At 73.2% G+C, this 16,408-nt stretch carries 14 protein-coding genes and 1 tRNA gene; 8 read left to right on the top strand and 7 right to left on the bottom strand.

The window, feature by feature from the left end:
• Positions 1 to 88 precede the first annotated feature (88 nt).
• The gene (locus AB0J97_RS02470; RefSeq protein ID WP_364083511.1) at positions 89 to 799 is read left to right on the top strand and encodes a hypothetical protein; all 711 of its coding nucleotides are present in this window, start codon (positions 89 to 91) and stop codon (positions 797 to 799) included.
• 39 nt (positions 800 to 838) lie between these two features.
• Here the strand turns inward: AB0J97_RS02470 and AB0J97_RS02465 are convergent, their stop codons facing one another.
• The 3 genes from AB0J97_RS02465 to AB0J97_RS02455 are packed head-to-tail and all read right to left on the bottom strand — an operon-like array spanning position 839 to position 6,877.
• Positions 839 to 3,433, bottom strand: a complete 2,595-nt coding sequence (locus AB0J97_RS02465) for a LuxR C-terminal-related transcriptional regulator (protein WP_364083508.1) — start codon at positions 3,431 to 3,433, stop codon at positions 839 to 841.
• A 49-nt stretch (positions 3,434 to 3,482) separates the two neighbouring features.
• On the bottom strand, positions 3,483 to 3,644 hold the full coding sequence (locus AB0J97_RS02460; RefSeq protein ID WP_185844989.1) for a hypothetical protein: 162 nt from the start codon (positions 3,642 to 3,644) through the stop codon (positions 3,483 to 3,485).
• Between the two features lie 35 nt (positions 3,645 to 3,679).
• Entirely contained in the window at positions 3,680 to 6,877 is a 3,198-nt protein-coding gene (locus AB0J97_RS02455) for a BTAD domain-containing putative transcriptional regulator (RefSeq protein ID WP_364083504.1), read from the bottom strand.
• Positions 6,878 to 6,988: 111 nt separating this feature from the next.
• Between AB0J97_RS02455 and AB0J97_RS02450 the strand changes: the two genes are divergently transcribed.
• Complete coding sequence (locus AB0J97_RS02450) at positions 6,989 to 7,507, top strand: universal stress protein (protein WP_357693261.1); 519 nt, start codon at positions 6,989 to 6,991, stop codon at positions 7,505 to 7,507.
• 12 nt (positions 7,508 to 7,519) lie between these two features.
• Here the strand turns inward: AB0J97_RS02450 and AB0J97_RS02445 are convergent, their stop codons facing one another.
• On the bottom strand, positions 7,520 to 8,914 hold the full coding sequence (locus AB0J97_RS02445; RefSeq protein ID WP_364083501.1) for a PLP-dependent aminotransferase family protein: 1,395 nt from the start codon (positions 8,912 to 8,914) through the stop codon (positions 7,520 to 7,522).
• 67 nt (positions 8,915 to 8,981) lie between these two features.
• On the opposite strand from AB0J97_RS02445, the gene AB0J97_RS02440 reads away from it, so the two are divergent.
• Positions 8,982 to 9,431 (top strand): carboxymuconolactone decarboxylase family protein, encoded by a 450-nt coding sequence (locus AB0J97_RS02440; RefSeq protein ID WP_364083498.1) that lies wholly within the window; start codon positions 8,982 to 8,984, stop codon positions 9,429 to 9,431.
• Positions 9,428 to 10,591 carry an MFS transporter gene (locus AB0J97_RS02435; RefSeq protein ID WP_364083495.1) on the top strand — a complete coding sequence of 388 codons (1,164 nt, stop codon included), beginning with the start codon at positions 9,428 to 9,430 and terminating at the stop codon, positions 10,589 to 10,591. The genes AB0J97_RS02440 and AB0J97_RS02435 overlap by 4 nt, the downstream gene beginning before the upstream one ends.
• Here AB0J97_RS02435 and AB0J97_RS02430 read toward each other — a convergent pair.
• The 3 genes from AB0J97_RS02430 to AB0J97_RS02420 are packed head-to-tail and all read right to left on the bottom strand — an operon-like array spanning position 10,574 to position 13,937.
• The gene (locus tag AB0J97_RS02430; protein WP_364084234.1) at positions 10,574 to 12,787 is read right to left on the bottom strand and encodes a heavy metal translocating P-type ATPase; all 2,214 of its coding nucleotides are present in this window, start codon (positions 12,785 to 12,787) and stop codon (positions 10,574 to 10,576) included. The genes AB0J97_RS02435 and AB0J97_RS02430 overlap by 18 nt on opposite strands.
• 29 nt (positions 12,788 to 12,816) lie before the next feature.
• Positions 12,817 to 13,728, bottom strand: a complete 912-nt coding sequence (locus tag AB0J97_RS02425) for a hypothetical protein (protein WP_364083492.1) — start codon at positions 13,726 to 13,728, stop codon at positions 12,817 to 12,819.
• Positions 13,725 to 13,937: a heavy-metal-associated domain-containing protein gene (locus AB0J97_RS02420; RefSeq protein WP_364083489.1), complete on the bottom strand. Its 213-nt coding sequence runs from the start codon at positions 13,935 to 13,937 to the stop codon at positions 13,725 to 13,727. The genes AB0J97_RS02425 and AB0J97_RS02420 overlap by 4 nt, the downstream gene beginning before the upstream one ends.
• A 256-nt stretch (positions 13,938 to 14,193) precedes the next feature.
• Here AB0J97_RS02420 and AB0J97_RS02415 point away from each other — a divergent pair, with 256 nt between their 5' ends.
• The 4 genes from AB0J97_RS02415 (at position 14,194) to AB0J97_RS02400 (ending at position 16,387) form a co-directional block, all read left to right on the top strand.
• Positions 14,194 to 14,994, top strand: coding sequence for a hypothetical protein (locus AB0J97_RS02415; RefSeq protein WP_364083487.1), 801 nt, complete (start codon positions 14,194 to 14,196; stop codon positions 14,992 to 14,994).
• A gap of 441 nt (positions 14,995 to 15,435) precedes the next feature.
• A complete protein-coding gene (locus AB0J97_RS02410; protein WP_020542320.1) occupies positions 15,436 to 15,555 on the top strand; it encodes a DLW-39 family protein in 120 nt (39 codons plus the stop codon).
• 15 nt (positions 15,556 to 15,570) lie between these two features.
• Positions 15,571 to 16,299, top strand: a complete 729-nt coding sequence (locus AB0J97_RS02405) for an HAD-IA family hydrolase (protein WP_364083484.1) — start codon at positions 15,571 to 15,573, stop codon at positions 16,297 to 16,299.
• Positions 16,300 to 16,314: 15 nt separating this feature from the next.
• A tRNA-Ala gene (locus AB0J97_RS02400) sits at positions 16,315 to 16,387 on the top strand.
• The last annotated feature ends 21 nt before the right edge of the window (positions 16,388 to 16,408 follow it).

Raw genomic sequence — 16,408 nt, 5'->3', positions numbered from 1 at the left:
GGGCGCCGGACGGTTGACCTCACCCTGGAGGCGGGCGCTTATGGTTTCCTGCTGATGAGCTACGGAATCAGCGTCATAATGACGCTCAATGCCGAAATTTCAGGGCCTGGGGGAGTTTGCGGCGGCGATCGCGCCCGTCATCGACGCCGCCCACGTCAACGTGCACGCCGCCGCCGGCAGAGCCCTCCTTGACCTGGTCGAACGCTCCGGCCTGACCGCCGGGCTGCTCAACGACCTGCGCTTCGTGCTGCCCCTGCGCCCGGTGACCACGGCCGCGCTCGCCGCCGTCCACCGGTACGGCGACGTGACCGAAGGCGTCGACGTCCACGTGCGTGAAGGGGCGCTCGAACGGGACGCCGACGGGTCGCTGCGGCTGACGGCTCAGGGCCGGGCCTTCGTGGACGGCCTGTACGCCGCGCACGCCGAGGCGGCCGGCCGCGTCTGGGCGGGCCATGACGTGACCGCTCTCGCCGCGTCGGCGGGCGGCGTGCTCGACCGGGCCGTACGCGTGCCGGGCGGCGCTCTGGAGGTGATGGCGCCGCCGTACGAGCCGGACGGCGCCCCCGCCGGGTTGCTGCTGTTCAACCGGCTCGCCGCGCTGCGCTACCACCGGGCGGACGCGCACGCCGAATCCTGGCGCGCGGCCGGGCTGACCGCGGCCGGGATCGTCGCCCTGAGGGACGGACCGCTGCGGGACACGATCGAGGCGGACACGAACCGGCGGGCCGCCGCGCCGTACGAGGCCATGACGGCCGCCGACCGCCAGGCCCTGTACGACGGCCTCCTGGGCCTCGTCTGAGGCTGCCCCCACCAGACGTCGCCTGCGATCGCCTCCGGTTCACAGCGCAGCCAGGAGGCGGCCCACCTGGGTGCGGTCGTTGACGCCCAGTTTCTCGTAGGCCGCCTGGAGATGGTTGGCCGCCGTCCGGGTGGACAGCGTCAGCCGGTCGGCGATCTGCCGGTTCGTCAGCCCGGCCGCCGCCAGCTTGACGATCTCCCGCTGGCGCGGCGTGAGCTCCGGCGTGGCCAGCTCGACCAGCGCGGGCGTCGAGACCCCCGGGCACCGCCTGGCCAGCGCCCACGCCCTGGTCTGCGCCCCCCTGGCCAGCGTGCCCCGGCCGTCCCGGCGGTGGGCCGCCGACTCCTGGGCGAGGGCCTCGGCGGCGTACAGGATCAGGCCGAGCCGCTCGAACTCGGCGGCGACGTCCCGCAGCTCGGCGGGGTCGCCGGCGGCCCGCGCGTGCCGGGCGAACAGCCCGGCCAGCGGTCCGTCCACGCGTTCGGCGAGCGCGGCCAGCCGCCGGGCCGCCAGGGCGGGCGCGCCGAGCCGCACCAGGTCGTGCAGCGCGAACATCAGCTGCCCGAACTGCTCGTGCTGCTCGGCCAGCCCGGCGGCCGACTGGCACAGGCTCACCGCCTCGTCCAGGTCGCCCGCCGAGGCCGCCACCCAGACCGCCGCCTGGAGCACCGGCTGCCGGGTGAACGCCCACCGCGAGGCCGACTCCTCGGCCTCGGCCAGCACGGCCCGAGCCGCCGCCGTCTCCCCCAGCAATGCCCGCGCATGAGCCAGCTCGGCCAGGCACCGCCCCCGGTACGGCGTCCGCGCCGGCAGCCGGGCCGCGTCCTCCCTGGCCCAGCGGGCCGCGCCGGCCGCGTCGCCGCGCAGCCTGCCGACCATCGCCCGGTACGCCCCGAACCCCGACACCGCCGGTTCGGCCGCCGCCGGCTCCATGCCCTCCGCGGCCGTCCGCTCGGCCTCGTCCAGCCGGGCGGAGAACACCTGGGCGGCGCAGCGCGCGTCCAGCAGGGTCGGCAGCGCGTGCGGGGCGTCGTCGTCCCAGTCGTCCATGGTCGTGAGCGCCCGCTCGACCACGGCGAGCGCACGTTCCGCACGGCCCGAGTAGGCGTCGATCCACGCCTCCAGCCCGGTCGCGTGCGCCGCGCCGCGCACGGTCATCGGCTCGCACGCGCGCGCCCGCGCCAGCGACCCGGCGGCCCCGGTCAGCCGCCCGGCGAAGAAGTCGGCGACGCCCCGGTAGACGTGCGCCTCCTGCCGCCAGGCCGGATCGGTCAGCGCCTCGGCCGCCAGGTCGAGCACCCGGCACGCCTCGCCGTCCGCGCCCGCCCAGGCGAGGTTCATGCCCAGGCTGAAGGCGTGCTGCGCGCGCTCGCCCTCGGTGACGGCGTTCCTGGCCGCCTGCCGCAGCGCCGTCAGAGCGGCGTCCGGGTCGCCCAGCACCATCAGCACCTGGCCGAGCAGCGCGACGGCCGCCACGCCCGCGCCCGCCTCGATCGCGGCCCTGGCCAGCCGGGCCGCCAGCCGCGGGTCACGCCTGGCCCAGGCCAGGTCCGCGGCCGACAACAACATCTCGGGCGCGGCGGCCGACCCGCTGTCCAGCCGCCAGACGGCCGCGCGCAGCTCGTCCTCGCGTCGCCGCAGACCGCTGGCCTCCAGGGCCTCGGCCAGCGTCCGCAGCCGCCGCCTGGCCCGTAACGTGCCGCAGTCGCCGCGGACCACCTCGCCGTACAGGGGGTGGCCGAGGCGTACCTGCTCGCGCCTGCCGTCGCCGGCGACGGCGACCAGGCCGCGGGCCTCGACCCGCTCGACCGCGCGTGACGAGGTCAGCGCGAGCAGCAGCTCGGCGCCCACCGGCTCACCGAACGCCACCAGCTCCAGCACCTCCCGCTCGTCCTGGTCCAGGTGGCCGATGCGGGCGCCGACCAGCTCGCGCAGCCGGGTCGTCATCGACAGCTCGCCCCGCCAGCGCCACTCGCCGCCGCTCTCGGCCAGGCAGCCGGACGTCCGCCCGGCGTGCACGACCTCGCGCAGGTAGAGCACGTTCCCGCCGGTGACGTCCGCCAGACGCCGTACGGTCCCCGCCGCCACCTCGCCGCCGAGCGCGCCCGCCAGCACCTGGCCGACCTCGTCCTGGCCGAGCGGCGGCAGCTCGATCCTGGTCAGCAGCTCGTCCTTCCACAGCGCGGCCACCGGCGCGGGCAGCGGGCCGCCCGTACGCACCGTGACCAGCACCCTGGCCTCCCCACCCGCCGCCAGGTGGTGCACCAGCGCGGCCGAGGCCGCGTCGAGCCGGTGGGCGTCGTCCACGCTCACCAGCAGTTCTCCTTCTCCCCTGCCTCCCCTGCGCAGGTGCCGCGCGGCCCAGCGCAGCAGGTTCTCGCCACCGTGCGGCGGACCCGTCAGTACGTGGGCGAACGCCCCGAACGGGATCATCGACGCGGTCTCCGTGCCCAGCACGCGCACGACCTCGTACCCGTCGAGCCCGGCCAGCGCCTGCGCGGCCAGCCTGCTCTTGCCGACGCCCGCCTCACCGGCGATCATCACGCCGGCTCCCGACCGCAGCGCCTCGCGCACGGTCGCGATCGATCCCCCTCGCCCGACGAACGGCCATCCGCTCCCCAGCTGCTCGCTCATCGTGCCTCCTCTCACCACAGATGGTGGCGAGCCGAGGTTCGCGCGAGGTTCAGGCGGGATCGCGGTTCAGGCCGGCCGCGTTCAGCAGCAGGGTGATCACGGCGTCGGCACCGCTGAACGGCACCGGCTCGCCCCCCACCTCTTCGAGCAGCCCGCGGAGCTGGCCGCCGGATTGCTCGGGCTCGACCAGCCGTACGATGACCGTCCTCATCGGAGCACCATCTCCCCGGACGGTTCAGGTCTGGTTCAGGTGGGGTAGGGCGCGGGCTCGACCTCCAGCTCGCGCATGCGCTCGGCGTACAGGTGGTAGCGCCTGCGGGCGTCGCCGCGCCGTCCAGCCAGGTCGAGCACGCGTACCAGGCCCAGGTGGGCGCGTTCGTCGTAGCCGTCGCGCTCCAGCAGGCGCAGCCAGTGGCGGGCGGCCTCGTCGTAGCGCCGCTCGCGGGTGCGCGCCGCGGCCAGCCTGGCGGCGGCCTGCACGTAGGCCAGCCTCGCCTGTTCGCGCAGGCCCACGGCCCAGTCGGCGTAGGGGTCCTCCTCGCAGAACTCGCCGCCGTACGCGCTCTCGGCCGCCGTCCACAGCTCCAGCGCCTCGGCCGTCCGGCCGGTCTGCTCCAGCCGTACGGCTCCGGCGGCCAGGTCGAGGAAGCGCTCCACGTCGACGTCGGCGTGCGCCAGGTCCAGGCGCAGCGCGCCCTCCTCGGAGACCACCAGGTCGTCGGCGGGCCGCTCGTGGGCCGGGTCGAGCACCGCGCGCAGCGTGGAGACCATGACGTTGAGCCGCCGCAGCCCGACCGTGTCGTCCGCCTGGTCGGGCCAGAGGATCTCCACGAGCCGTTCCCTGCTGATCGCGCCGCCCCGGCGGCTGACCAGGATCTTCAGCAGGTCGCGGGCCTTGCGCGACTGCCAGGCCGTACGCGGGACCGGCACCGCGCCGCGCAGCACCCGGAACGTTCCCATGGTCTCGATCACCACCGTCGCCCCCGTCACGGGCGCCGCGCGGGCGATCAGCTCGTCGATCCGGTCGTCGAGCGCCCGGCAGCCGATCGCGTGCATCCGCTCGCGCACGCGTACGGCCACCTCGCCCCCGCTCACCGGGTCGGCCAGGGCCGCCCGCACCAGCTCGGCCCTGGCCCGCCCGATCGGGTCGCCGAGCGCCGCCCACCTGCGCACCGCCTCGTCGGCCTGCGCCGGATCGCCGTCGAGCCGGGCCCGCAGCTCGCAGATCACCGCCTGGGCCGCGTGGTCCCTGCGCTCCACGGCGACCGGCTCGGTCTCGTCGAGCAGCCGGACGGCCTCCTCACGGCGTCCGGCGGCCACGGCCACGTGCGCCGCCGCCACCCGCGCGGTGACCCCGGCGATGCCACCGGCGTGCACGAGCGCCTGCTCGGCCACCTTGGCGGCCTCCTCGGGATCCTCCTCGGCGAGCAGCTCGGCCAGCGCGTTGAGCGCATTTGAGCGGGTCTGCACCTCGCCCAGCGGGCCGGTCTCGGCGATCACCCGGCGGTAGACGGCGGCCGCCTGGCCGCGGTCGCCGCGCAGCGCGTGGATCTCGCCCAGCCTGACCAGCCCGACGCTGACCAGCCGCGAACCCATCGCCTCCCACCTGGCCACCGCGTCGGCGGCGTCGATCGCCGACTCCTCCAGCCGGCCGAGCCCGACCAGCGCCTTGGCCCGGTTCGCCACGTTGAGCGCGGCGTACGGCGCGAACGACACCAGGTCGCACAGCCGGCCGGCGGCCTCCGTCTCGGCCAGCGCCTCGGCGTAGGCGCCCTCGTCGAGATGGCGGGAGGCCCGGTTGGCCCGGATCCTGATGAGCTGGACGATGTCCCCGGCGCGTTCGGCGTACTCCAGGGCGCGCAGGTAGTAGGCGTCGTTGGCGCGGCGGTCGCCGTCGAGCGCGGCCAGCATGGCCAGCACCGTGTTGGCCATCGCCAGCGCGCCCGGGTCGCCGAGGCCGCCGGCCTGCTCCAGCGCCTGGTCGGCCAGCTCGGCACAGCCGGCCCGGTCGCCCTTCAGCCACAGCACCGAGGCCATGGAGGCGGCGCACATGGCGGCGTCGGCGGGCGGCGAGCCGTACGCGTGGCCCTTGGCGTACATGGCCATGGCGGCGTCGAGGTCGCCGCGCAGGTGGTCGATGAAGCCGAGCCGCCTGGCCACGAACGCGTCGAAGGCGGGGCTGCCCGCCACCCGGGCCAGCAGGTCGTGGGCGCGGGTCCAGTGGCCGCGGTTCTGCTCGGCGATGCCGGCCAGCCTGAGCATCGGCGGGGAGCTCCTGGCCTGCTCGGGCAGCAGGTCGAGCGCCGCGATCACGTCACCGCGTTCGGCCAGGCGGGGGCCGTGGGAGTTGAGCAGCGACGCGGCGAGCTCGGGGTGGGCGGTCGCGACCGCTGCGCGCAGGGCCAGCTCGGGCTGGTCGTGCTCGACGTACCAGCGGGCGGCGACCGCGGCCACGTCGTGGGCCTCGTGCCGGTCGAGCGGGGCGTGCCTGGCCAGGACGTGCCTGCTGGTGGAGGTCAGCCGGTGGCCGTCCTGGTCGGCCTCGATGAACAGGCCGCGGCTGGTCAGGGCCGCGAGCGTGTCGGGCGGCGCGCCGAGCGTGGCGGACAGGCCGGCGGTCAGCACCGGCAGGACGGTCGCCGCGCGCAGCAGCTCGCGCATGCCCTGCGGCAGGTCCTTGAACGCGGCGAGCGTCAGGTGTTCGAGCGTGGCCGAGCCGGCGGTCAGGCTCGCCGCGGTGCGCGGCCAGCCCGCCGGCTCCTCGCGGGCCAGCGTGTCGAGGGCGGCCTGGACGGCGGCGGGCCAGCCCGCGCAGGCCTCGTGCACCCTGGCGGCAATGCCCGCGCCCTGCTCGCCCAGCCGCTCGCGGGCCCAGGCGGCGGTCTCGGACGGGGTGAGCGCGAGGTCGGTGGCGTCGAGGTCGAGCACCTCGTGGTCCTGGCGCAGCCGGGCCGTCGGGAACGGCAGCGGCGCCCGCGAGGCGGTGACCAGGTGGAGGTGCCGGGGCGCGGCGCGGACCAGCGTCTCGACGTAACGCACCGAGCCGGGCGCGCCGATGATCGCGTCGACGCCGTCGAAGACCAGCGCGAGCCCTCTGGTCAGCCGCCGGGCCAGTGCCTCGGCCAGCGCGCCCGCCAGCGCGGCGGCCCTGGACAGCTCGTCGGCGCCGGGCCCGAGCGGCGCGCCGGCCGCGGCCAGCAAGTCTGCGGGCAGCCCCGGGACGGCCTCGGCCAGCGCCGACGCCACCGAGCCCGCCAGCGTCGGCAGGTCGCGGTCGGCGGGCCCGAGCAGGTGCAGCACCGCGCCGACGGCGTGGCTCCAACCGGCGAGCGCGATCGACTTCCCGTAGCCTGTAGAGGCCACGAGCGTGGTGAGCCTGTGCGTAAGCGCCCCGTCGAGCCGCCGGTCGAGGGCGGGACGGGGTTGCACCCACCCGCGTTCCACCCCCGCATGCTACGCCCGGGTTCGCGGAGGACTCCAGAGTTCGCAAAGTGCCACCTCCCGGTAACTCGCCGGTTGGCGCACTATGGTCGTACTTCATTTCCAGGAGGCACCGTGGAACAGGATCTGCCTGGCGGTGTGAGGCTGATCGTGGGGGTGGACGAGTCCCCGGCCTCGCGCTGGGCACTCGCCTGGGCCATCGGCGCGGCCAGGCTGCACCGGATGGCTCTGGTGGCCGTTCACGTCAGTCGCGCGCCCGTCCATCCCTTCCCCGAGGCGCTGCCCGTGCAGCACGCGATCCGTCAGGGCGAGGAGACCCGCTGTGCGGAGGTGATCACGGGCGTGTTCGAGGACGTCGCCGGCGGCATGCCCGACGACCTGCGCGTGGCGACGGTCAGCAAGGTCGGCGACCCCGGCTACCATCTCGTCGACCTGGCCCGCGAGGGCGACCTGCTGGTGCTCGGCCGGGGCAGGCGCAGGCTGCTGAGCCGGATCCTGCTGCCCTCCACCAGCATGTACTGCGCCCGCCACGCCAAGACGACCGTCGTCATCGTGCAGCAGCCGTCGCCGCCGGACGATCCGGAGCTGTCGGGGGAGCGGGCGCGGCGGTTCTGGAGCCGCCGGCACTACTGACGGCGTCCGGCTCTACGGGCCGGTCAGGCTGTCGGTGAGCAGGCGCAGGCCCGGCCCGATGTCGTGCGGGCCGATCGCGCCGTAGCCCAGGACCAGGCCCCGCTGCGCCGGGCTCTCGCCGCAGTACGCGTCGAGCTGCTCGACGGCCACGTCCGGCGCGGGACGCAGCGACACGCCCGGGGCCAGCCAGGCGCACACGTGCAACCCCGCCGCGGACGGGATCAGCCGCAGCCGGTCGTCCCCGGCCAGCGTCCTGGTGACCAGGTCGTGCCGGGTGGCGTACACGCGGGTCGCCTTCCTGATGTGCCTGGCCAGCAGGCCCTCGTCGATGAAGCGGGCCAGCGCGGCCTGCGTGGGCACGTCGCCGTGCCAGTCGGAGAGCTGCCGCGCGGCACGCAGGGCCGGGCCGAGCGAGGCGGGGGCGACGAGGAAGCCGAGCCTGAGCATGGGGAGCAGGGTCTTGGAGAACGAGCCCACGTAGATGACCCGGCCCGCCCGGTCGAGGCTTTGGAGGGGTTCCAGCGGACGTTCGCCGAAGCGGAACTCGCTGTCGTAGTCGTCCTCGATCACGACGGCGGCGCGGCGTTCCGCCCAGGCGAGCAGGGCGGCGCGGCGGGCCAGCGACATGGGCGTGCCCAGCGGGAACTGGTGCGAGGGCGTGACGTAGACGAGGCTCGCCGAGCGGGGGATGGCCGACACGTCCAGGCCCTCGGCGTCCACGGGCACGCCGACCACGCGGGCGCCGAGCGAGCCGAACAGGCGGCGGGCGGGCGGGTAGCCGGGCTCCTCGACGGCGACGGTCGTGCCGGGCTCGATCAGCACGCGTCCGACGAGGTCGAGGGCCTGCTGCGCGCCGTTGGTGATCAGGACGTCGCCGGGCCCCGCATGAACCGACCGACTGATCCCGATATGCCGCGAAATAGCCTCACGTAGAGGTTCATAGCCGGACGGATGGTCGTACGTCGCCAGGCCCACCCGCAGCTCCCTGGCCACCAGCCTGCGCCAGGTCTCCATCGGGAACAGCCGCGCGTCCGGCAGGCCGACGCGGAAGTCGTACCGGGCGGGCGGCACCCAGACCGGCGCCCCGAGCTCCCTTGTGGGCGTCCCGAGCTCCCGCCAGAACGCGCGCGGCCTGACCACCCCCTTGGGCGCGGCTCGGCCGCGCACCGGCTCGGCCGACACGAACGTGCCCGCCCCCGCCCGGCCGACCAGGAAGCCGTCGGCCACCAGCCGGTCGTAGGCCACCGCCACCGTGTTCCTGGAGATCTCCAGGCGGCGGGCCAGCTCCCTGGTCGGCGGCAGCCGCTCGCCCGAGCGCAGCCGGCCGTCGAGTATGGCGTCGAGCAGTTGCCGGTAGACCTGTGCGGCCAGGTCACCGCGCCCTTGGAGGCTGATGTGAACGTCCAATTTGGCCCAATCAACTTGGCGGAAATTGGAGCTTATATCGGGACAAGAGGGCGGCCAAGATAGGCACATGACCGAACGCATGGAACTCGGGAAGTTCGCCGGCGAGGCATACAAGGCGATGGCCGGCCTGGACAGATTCGTGGCCCAGAGCACCCTCCCCAAGCCCCTCCTCGAACTCGTACGGCTGCGCGCCAGCCAGATCAACGGCTGCGTCTACTGCGTGGACATGCACAGCTCCGACGCCAAGCAGGCGGGGGAGAGCGACGCCAGGCTGCACGCCGTGGCCGTCTGGCGCGAGGCCCCCTTCTTCACCCTTGAGGAACGCGCCGCCCTGGCCTTCACCGAGGCCGCCACCCGCCTGTCCACCGACGACGTCACCGACGAGGTCTGGGCCCAGGCCGCCGCGCACTTCGACGAGCAGCAACTGGCCGCGCTGACCGTGGCCGTCGCCACCATCAACGCCTGGAACCGGATGGGCGTCGCCACCCGTATGACCCCGGAGTCGTACAAGTCATGAGACGCGAGCGCGTCCTCGCCGCCGCGCAGCTCGCCAACTCCATCGGCGACGGTGCCTACCTGGTCACCTCGGCGCTCTACTTCGCCAAGGTCGTGGGCCTGTCGGCCACCGAGATCGGCCTCGGCCTCACCCTGGGCTGGGCGGTCGGCTCGGTGGCGGGGGTGCCCCTCGGGCACCTGGCCGACCGGCGCGGGCCGCGCGGCGTGGCGGTGCTGCTCGCGCTCACCACCGCGGTGGCGGCCGGCTCGTTCGTGTTCGTCCACTCGTTCGCGCTGTTCGTGCTGGTCGCCTGCCTGTACGGGACCGCGCAGACCGGCCTGTCGGCGGCCCGCCAGGCCCTGCTGGCCGGGCTGATCGAGCCGGCACGCCGCACGGTCGTGCGGGCGGTGCTGCAGTCCACGCTCAACGGCGGCATGGCCGTCGGGGCCGCGCTGGGCGGCGTCGCGCTGACCGTCGGCACCCGTGCCGGATACACCGCGGTGTTCGCGCTGGACGCCCTGAGCTTCCTGGTGGCCGCGCTGGTCCTGCGCGCGCTGCCCGCCGTGCGGCCCGCGCCCGCCGCGCCGGGGCCGCGGCTGGCCGTGCTCAGGGACCGGCCGTACGCGCTGGTCACGCTGATCAACGCGGTCATGCTGTTCTACATGCCGCTGCTCAGCCTCGTGGTGCCGCTGTGGATCGCGCAGCGCACGTCCGCGCCCACGTGGATGGTCTCGGTGCTGCTCGTGCTCAACACCGGCAGCGTGCTGCTCTTCCAAGTACGCGTGGCCCGCCGGGTGCGCGATTTGCGGGACGCCTCCTCGGCCGTCCGCAGGGCCGGGTTCGTGATGTTCGCCGCGTGCGCGGTGTTCGCCCTCAGCCCGTACGGCTGGATCTTCCTGATCGCCGCGGCCGGCCTGCAGGTGGCCGGGGAGATGCTCCTGGCCGCGGGGGCCTGGGAGATCGGGTTCGGATTGGCCCCCGACGACCGGCAGGGCCAGTACCAGGGCTTCTTCGGCACCGGCACGGCCGTGGCGAGGATGCTCGGCCCGGTCGTGCTCACCGCGCTCGTGCTCGACGGGGGAACCGTGGGCTGGCTGCTGCTGGGCCTGGCGTTCATGACGGCCGGCGCCACGATGGCACCGGCCGTCAGATGGGCCCAGCGATCACTTGAACCGGCGTAGCCGCAGGCTGTTGCTCACCACGAAGACGCTGGAGAAGGCCATCGCGGCCCCCGCGATCATCGGGTTGAGCAGGCCGAGCGCGGCCAGCGGCAGGGCGGCCACGTTGTAGGCGAAGGCCCAGAACAGGTTGCCCTTGATCGTGCCGAGCGTCCGGCGGGAGAGCCTGATCGCGTCGGCGGCCACCAGCAGGTCGCCCCTGACCAGGGTCAGGTCGGAGGCCTCGATCGCGGCGTCCGTGCCGGTGCCCATGGCCAGGCCCAGGTCGGCCTGGGCGAGCGCGGCCGCGTCGTTGACGCCGTCGCCGACCATCGCCACGACCTTGCCCTCGCCCTGCAGCCGCTTGACCACGTCGACCTTGTCGGCGGGCAGCACCTCGGCGATCACCTCGTCGATGCCGACCTCGTCCGCGACCTGCCGGGCGACGGCCTCGTTGTCACCGGTCAGCAGAACCGGGGTGAGGCCCAGAGTCCGCAGCCTGGCGATGGCGTCCGCGCTCGTCTCCTTGACCACGTCGGACACCACCAGCAGCGCCCTGGCCTTGCCGTCCCAGCCGGCGGCGACCACCGTGCGGCCCTTGGCCTGCTCCTCCTCCAGGGTGGCGGCCAGGTCGGCGGGCAGGTGTTGCGACCATTCGGCCAGCAGCCTCGGGCGGCCGACCAGGACCGCGTGGCCGTCCACGATGCCCTGCACGCCGAGGCCCTCGACGTTCGCGAAGTCCTCCACGGTCGCGTCGGACTTCGCCTCCCTGGCGATGGCCTGGGCGATCGGGTGCTCGGAGGCGTGCTCGATGGCGCCGGCCAGCCGCAGCACCTCCTCGCGGCTCTCGCCCTCGGCCAGGTGCACGTCGACCAGCGTCATCTTGCCCTCGGTGACCGTGCCGGTCTTGTCCAGGACGATGGTGTCGATGCGGCGGGTGGACTCCAGCACCTCCGGGCCCTTGATCAGGATGCCGAGCTGGGCGCCCCTGCCGGTGCCGACCAGCAGCGCCGTGGGCGTCGCCAGACCGAGCGCGCACGGGCAGGCGATGATCAGCACGGCCACCGCCGCGGTGAACGCGGCCCCCGCGCCGTTGCCGGTGCCGAGCCAGAAGCCCAGCGTGCCGAGGGCCAGCGCGATCACGATCGGGACGAAGATGCCCGAGACGCGGTCGGCCAGCCGCTGCACCTCGGCCTTGCCCGTCTGGGCGTCCTCCACCAGCTTGGCCATCTGGGCGAGCTGCGTGTCCGCGCCGACCCGGGTGGCCCGCACGACCAGCCGGCCGCCCGCGTTGACCGTCGCGCCGGTGACCGCGTCGCCGGGCCGCACCTCGACGGGCACGGACTCGCCGGTCAGCATCGAGGCGTCCACCGCGGAGGTGCCCTCCTCGATCACGCCGTCGGTGGCGACCTTCTCACCCGGCCGCACGATGAAGGTGTCGCCCGACTTGAGCTGCTCGACCGGCACCCGCCGCCCGTCGGCCAGCTCGACGTCCTTGGCGCCCAGCTCCATCAGGGCCCGCAGCGCGGCCCCCGCCCGCCGCTTGGAACGCGACTCGAAGTAGCGCCCGGCCAGGATGAACGCCGTGACCCCCGCCGCGGCCTCCAGGTAGATGTTGCCCGAGCCATCGGTGCGCTCGATGGTCAGCTCGAACGGGTGCGTCATGCCCGGCGTGCCCGCCGTGCCGAAGAACAGCGCCCACAACGACCAGCCGAGCGCGGCCAGCGTGCCGATGGAGATCAGCGTGTCCATCGTCGCGGCGCCGTGGCGCAGGTTCGTCCAGGCGGCCTTGTGGAAGGGCCAGCCGGCGTAGACCACGACCGGCGCGGCCAGCACCAGCGACAACCACTGCCAGTTCGTGAACTGCAACGCCGGGACCATCGCCATCGCGATCACCGGCACGCTCAGCGTGACGGCGGCGATCAGCCGGTCGCGCAGCGGCCGCAGCTCGTCGGCGGGCTCGGCCTGCTCCTCCTGCCCCTTCCGCTCCTTGGCGACCGGGAGCGCGGCGGTGTACCCGGCCTTCTCGACCTCGCTGATCAGCGACTGGGGGTCGAGCCCGTCGGGAAAGGTGACCTTCGCCTTCTCCGTCGCGTAGTTGACCGTCGCGGTCACGCCGTCGAGCTTGTTCAGCTTGCGCTCGATGCGGTTGGCGCAGGACGCGCACGTCATTCCGCCGATCGTGAGCTCGACGGCCTTTTCCTCGGTGAGGGAAGACATCATCTCTCCTTTCCCAGCGTCTCAGCGTCTCAGTGGCCGTGGGGGGCCGACGGCTCCGCGGCGTCCGCGTCGCCCTGCGTGGCGCGGACGGTGAAGTCCGCGGTACGGACCTCGTCCCCGTGCTTGAAGTCGAGGAACAGGCGGTAGTCGCCGACGCTCGGCACCTCGGCGTAGAAGGTGATCTGCGGCCCGGCCTTCTTGCTCTGCTCGGGGTGCACGTGCAGGTAGGCCAGGTCACCGGCGCGGAGGGCGACCAGGTGACCGTACGCGCCCAGGTAGGGCTGCAGGTCGGTGACCGGCTTGCCGTCCTTGCTCACCGTGAGGGTGAGCTTGCTCGCCCGCCCGGGGACCAGGTCTCCGTCGAGGCTCACAGTGTAGTCGCCGACCTTCGAGGAGCGGCTCGCCTCGGGCAGCGGCTTCGGCCGGTAGTCGCCGGCGGCCTGGACGTCGGCGCCGAGCGTCAGCTTCTCGCCGCCCGTCGGGGCGAAGTCGGCGAAGGCCCGGTACGCCCCCGCCTCCGGCAACGTCAGCCCGACCGACCAGATGCCGTCGGGGGTCATCTCCGGATGAAGGTGGAGGAACGTGGTCAGATCGCGGGAGACCACGATGAAGTGCAGCTTCTTGTCGTGCTCGATCTGGTAGTCGGTCACCGGCCGGCCGTTCGGCCCGGTCACCGTGAAGCGGAAGTCGGTGGCCTTCCCGGTCTCGACCGGGGTCAGCGGGTTGAGGGTGTATCCGTTCTGCGACACTTGCAGCCCCCCAGGGGTATCACTGGACGCCTGCTTCGGCGCGTCATGCTGCCGGCTCTCCGTCATGGCGGCGTGGTTCTCCTGCGGCGGCTCCTGGGACACCGGGCCGACCGCCCGCCCCACGCCCAGGGCCCCGCCGAAGACGACGGCGAGCCCCAGGACGTAGGAGCCGAGTTTGGCGGCCGTGTTCACGACTGCCCGACAAGTTCGTATCCGGCCTCTTCGACCGCGGCGGCGATCGAGGAGGACTCGACCTTGCTCTCGCTGGTCACGGTGAGCAGGCCGCTGGCCAGGTCGACCTCGACACCGGTGACGCCGGCCACGCCGCCGACCTCCTCCTTCACCGAGCTCACGCAGTGGCCGCAGGTCATGCCCTTGACGGTGTAGGTGGCGGTGCTCATTACGGTCTCCTTCGGCGTTGTTCCGGTTCCTGTCGCATACACTCTAACACGGTACCCCCCTAGGGTATTTCGGAGTGGTGTGAGATTCAGCTCACTGTTTCGCGTACGGCCGGTTCGCGCATGAGCCGCGTCGGCGACGGCGGTCTGGAAACCGTCGGTGAGCCGGCCCTTCGAGGTGGCTGCGGGCCGTCATTACGGCCAGGTCGAGTGGTAGGTCGTGTGACGCCTCACCTCGGCGACCAGGCTGGCCGGCAGCATGTTCGTGGTGAAGCCGCTGGTGAACCGCAGCCTCGTCACGTCCGTGGCCGGGGCGGCGAGTCCGGTCACGATCAGCGGCTTGGGTCGGCGTCACGCCGAACCTGCCGGGCGGCCTCGGCGTGACGCCGACCATGAAGGTCATGAGGGCCACGGTCATGGGCACCTGCCTGGCGGTCCGCTGGACGACCAGGAACGGCGCGAACAGGACGACCCCGCCGACTCCGCCGAGCCCGCCGACTCCGCCGAGCCCGCCGAGCCCGCCGAGCCCGGCGAGCCCGGCGAGCCCGGCGATCCGGCTTCCGGCGACGATGGCATGGACGACCAGCCCGGCCGCGACCGAAACGGCTTTCACGAGGTCGCCGCCGCCACGCCTGCCGCCACCGCCACGCCTGCCGCCACCGCGCCCTCGACGCATCACCGAGTAGCTGAGCCGGCCCTGGGGGTTCGTCATCCACATCCCGATCGGCCTGGCCGCCCTGGCCGCGACCGGTCCGTTGCCGGCCCGTCCCTCGAGGTGCACGCTGCGGGGCCGCCCGCGGGGGCCGCAGCGCCGTACAGAGCCATGGCCTTGCCCGGCTCCCGGGGATTGTGGACGAAGAGCGTCATGAGCAGGGTCATCGCGGCGGGGGCGATGAGCGCCCCGCCGACGCCCTGCACCGCGCACCCGGCGATCTTTACCGAGGCCGTGCCAGCGATCACGGACCTCGCCGATCAGCGCCGCTCAGTCGGTGACGAACATCCTTCACGCCCCGAACAGGTCGGACAGCCGCCTGCCCGCCCGCCGAAGACCACGACATAGGCGTTGAACACCCATTGCAGCCCGTCGGCCCGTCGGCCGAGAAGTCGAGGTCCTGCGGCATTTCCGGCAGTTGGACGCGTCCAGGATCGCCGTGAGCTGGGCGGTATGACGCCCTTCGGTTCCGTAATTACCCGAGGGGGGTATATCAGAAGGCGACGGAAACGTAACATACCCCCTGAGGTATGTCGAGCGCGCGGGACGTCCGGATATTTGGCATGATCGGGATGTTGTCCGAAGTGATTGGCAGGTTGCCCAGGACGGGATGGATAAAGGCCGGGGTCGAAGGGATGATCCAGGCCGGGCTGAAGGCTCGTTCTACGCACAAGCCACACATCAGGTTCGTGCGCGACACAAGGAGCGCAGCCATCCCTTGCTAGGCTGCATGTCAACCGTTGGGTCTCACCCCGGCAGGTGAGACCGTCGAAGAAGTGGGGTCACACCGTGAAGAAGCTGCTCGTTCTGGCGCTGATCGCCCTTGGGGGGTTGCTGATCTGGCGTAAGGTGCAGGCCGACCGCGCCGAGCTCGATCTCTGGACCGAGGCGACCGGCAGCGAGAACTAACCGACCGGCGAGGCGATGAGTGACGTCGTCCCCATCGAGCTGGCGTGCCTGGACCTGGCAGGCACCACAGTCGGTGACATCGCCATGGTCGAGCGCGCCTTCGCCGAGGCGATCGCCACCCAGGGCATAGTGCCCGGGACCGGAGCGTACGCGCGTGCCATGGTTCACGTGCACCGGTCCCGGGGCTGTCCCAAGATCGATGTCTTCCGGGGCATCTTCCCCGGCAACGAGGCCCAGGCCCAGGCGGCGAACCTGACGTTCGAGCGCTCCTACGAGGGTGCGCTGGAACGTGCCGGACTGGTGCCCGTCCCCGGAGTCGTGGAAGCGCTCGACAAGCTCCGCGGCACCGGGATCAAGCTCGCCCTGATCACCGGGTTCAGCCGTACGACGTTGAGCCGCGTGCTCGGCGTCCTCGGCTGGCACGACAAGGTCGACCTGGCCATCTCCCCGGAGGACGCCGGCGGCCGCGGACGCCCTTGGCCGGACATGGTCCTGCACGCCGTCCTGCGACTCGGCGTGCAGGACGTACGGCACGTGGCGGTCGTCGGCGACTCGGAGAGCGACATGCTCTGCGGACGCCGGGCCGGGGCGTCCGTGGTGGCTGGGGTGATGACCGGGGTGCACAGCCGGGAACGGTTGCTCAAGGGCGGAGCCACACACATCCTGGACTCCATCGCGGACTTTCCGGGCTTGGTGCTGAGCGAGGACCTTGGGGCGACGCGGGTGGCTTCGTCGGCCCGGTAAGCTATCTTCGTCGAAGGGGCCTTAGCTCAGTTGGCAGAGCGCCTGCTTTGCAAGCAGGATGTCAGGAGTTCGAATCTCCTAGGCTCCACTCATACAAAAGCCCAGGTCA

Origin of the sequence: Nonomuraea sp. NPDC049607 (genome assembly GCF_040675375.1) — a bacterium.
Classification (GTDB): Bacteria; Actinomycetota; Actinomycetes; order Streptosporangiales; family Streptosporangiaceae; genus Nonomuraea.
The sequence above is the reverse complement of the archived record's forward strand: the minus strand, read 5'-3'. Positions and strand labels throughout refer to the sequence as shown.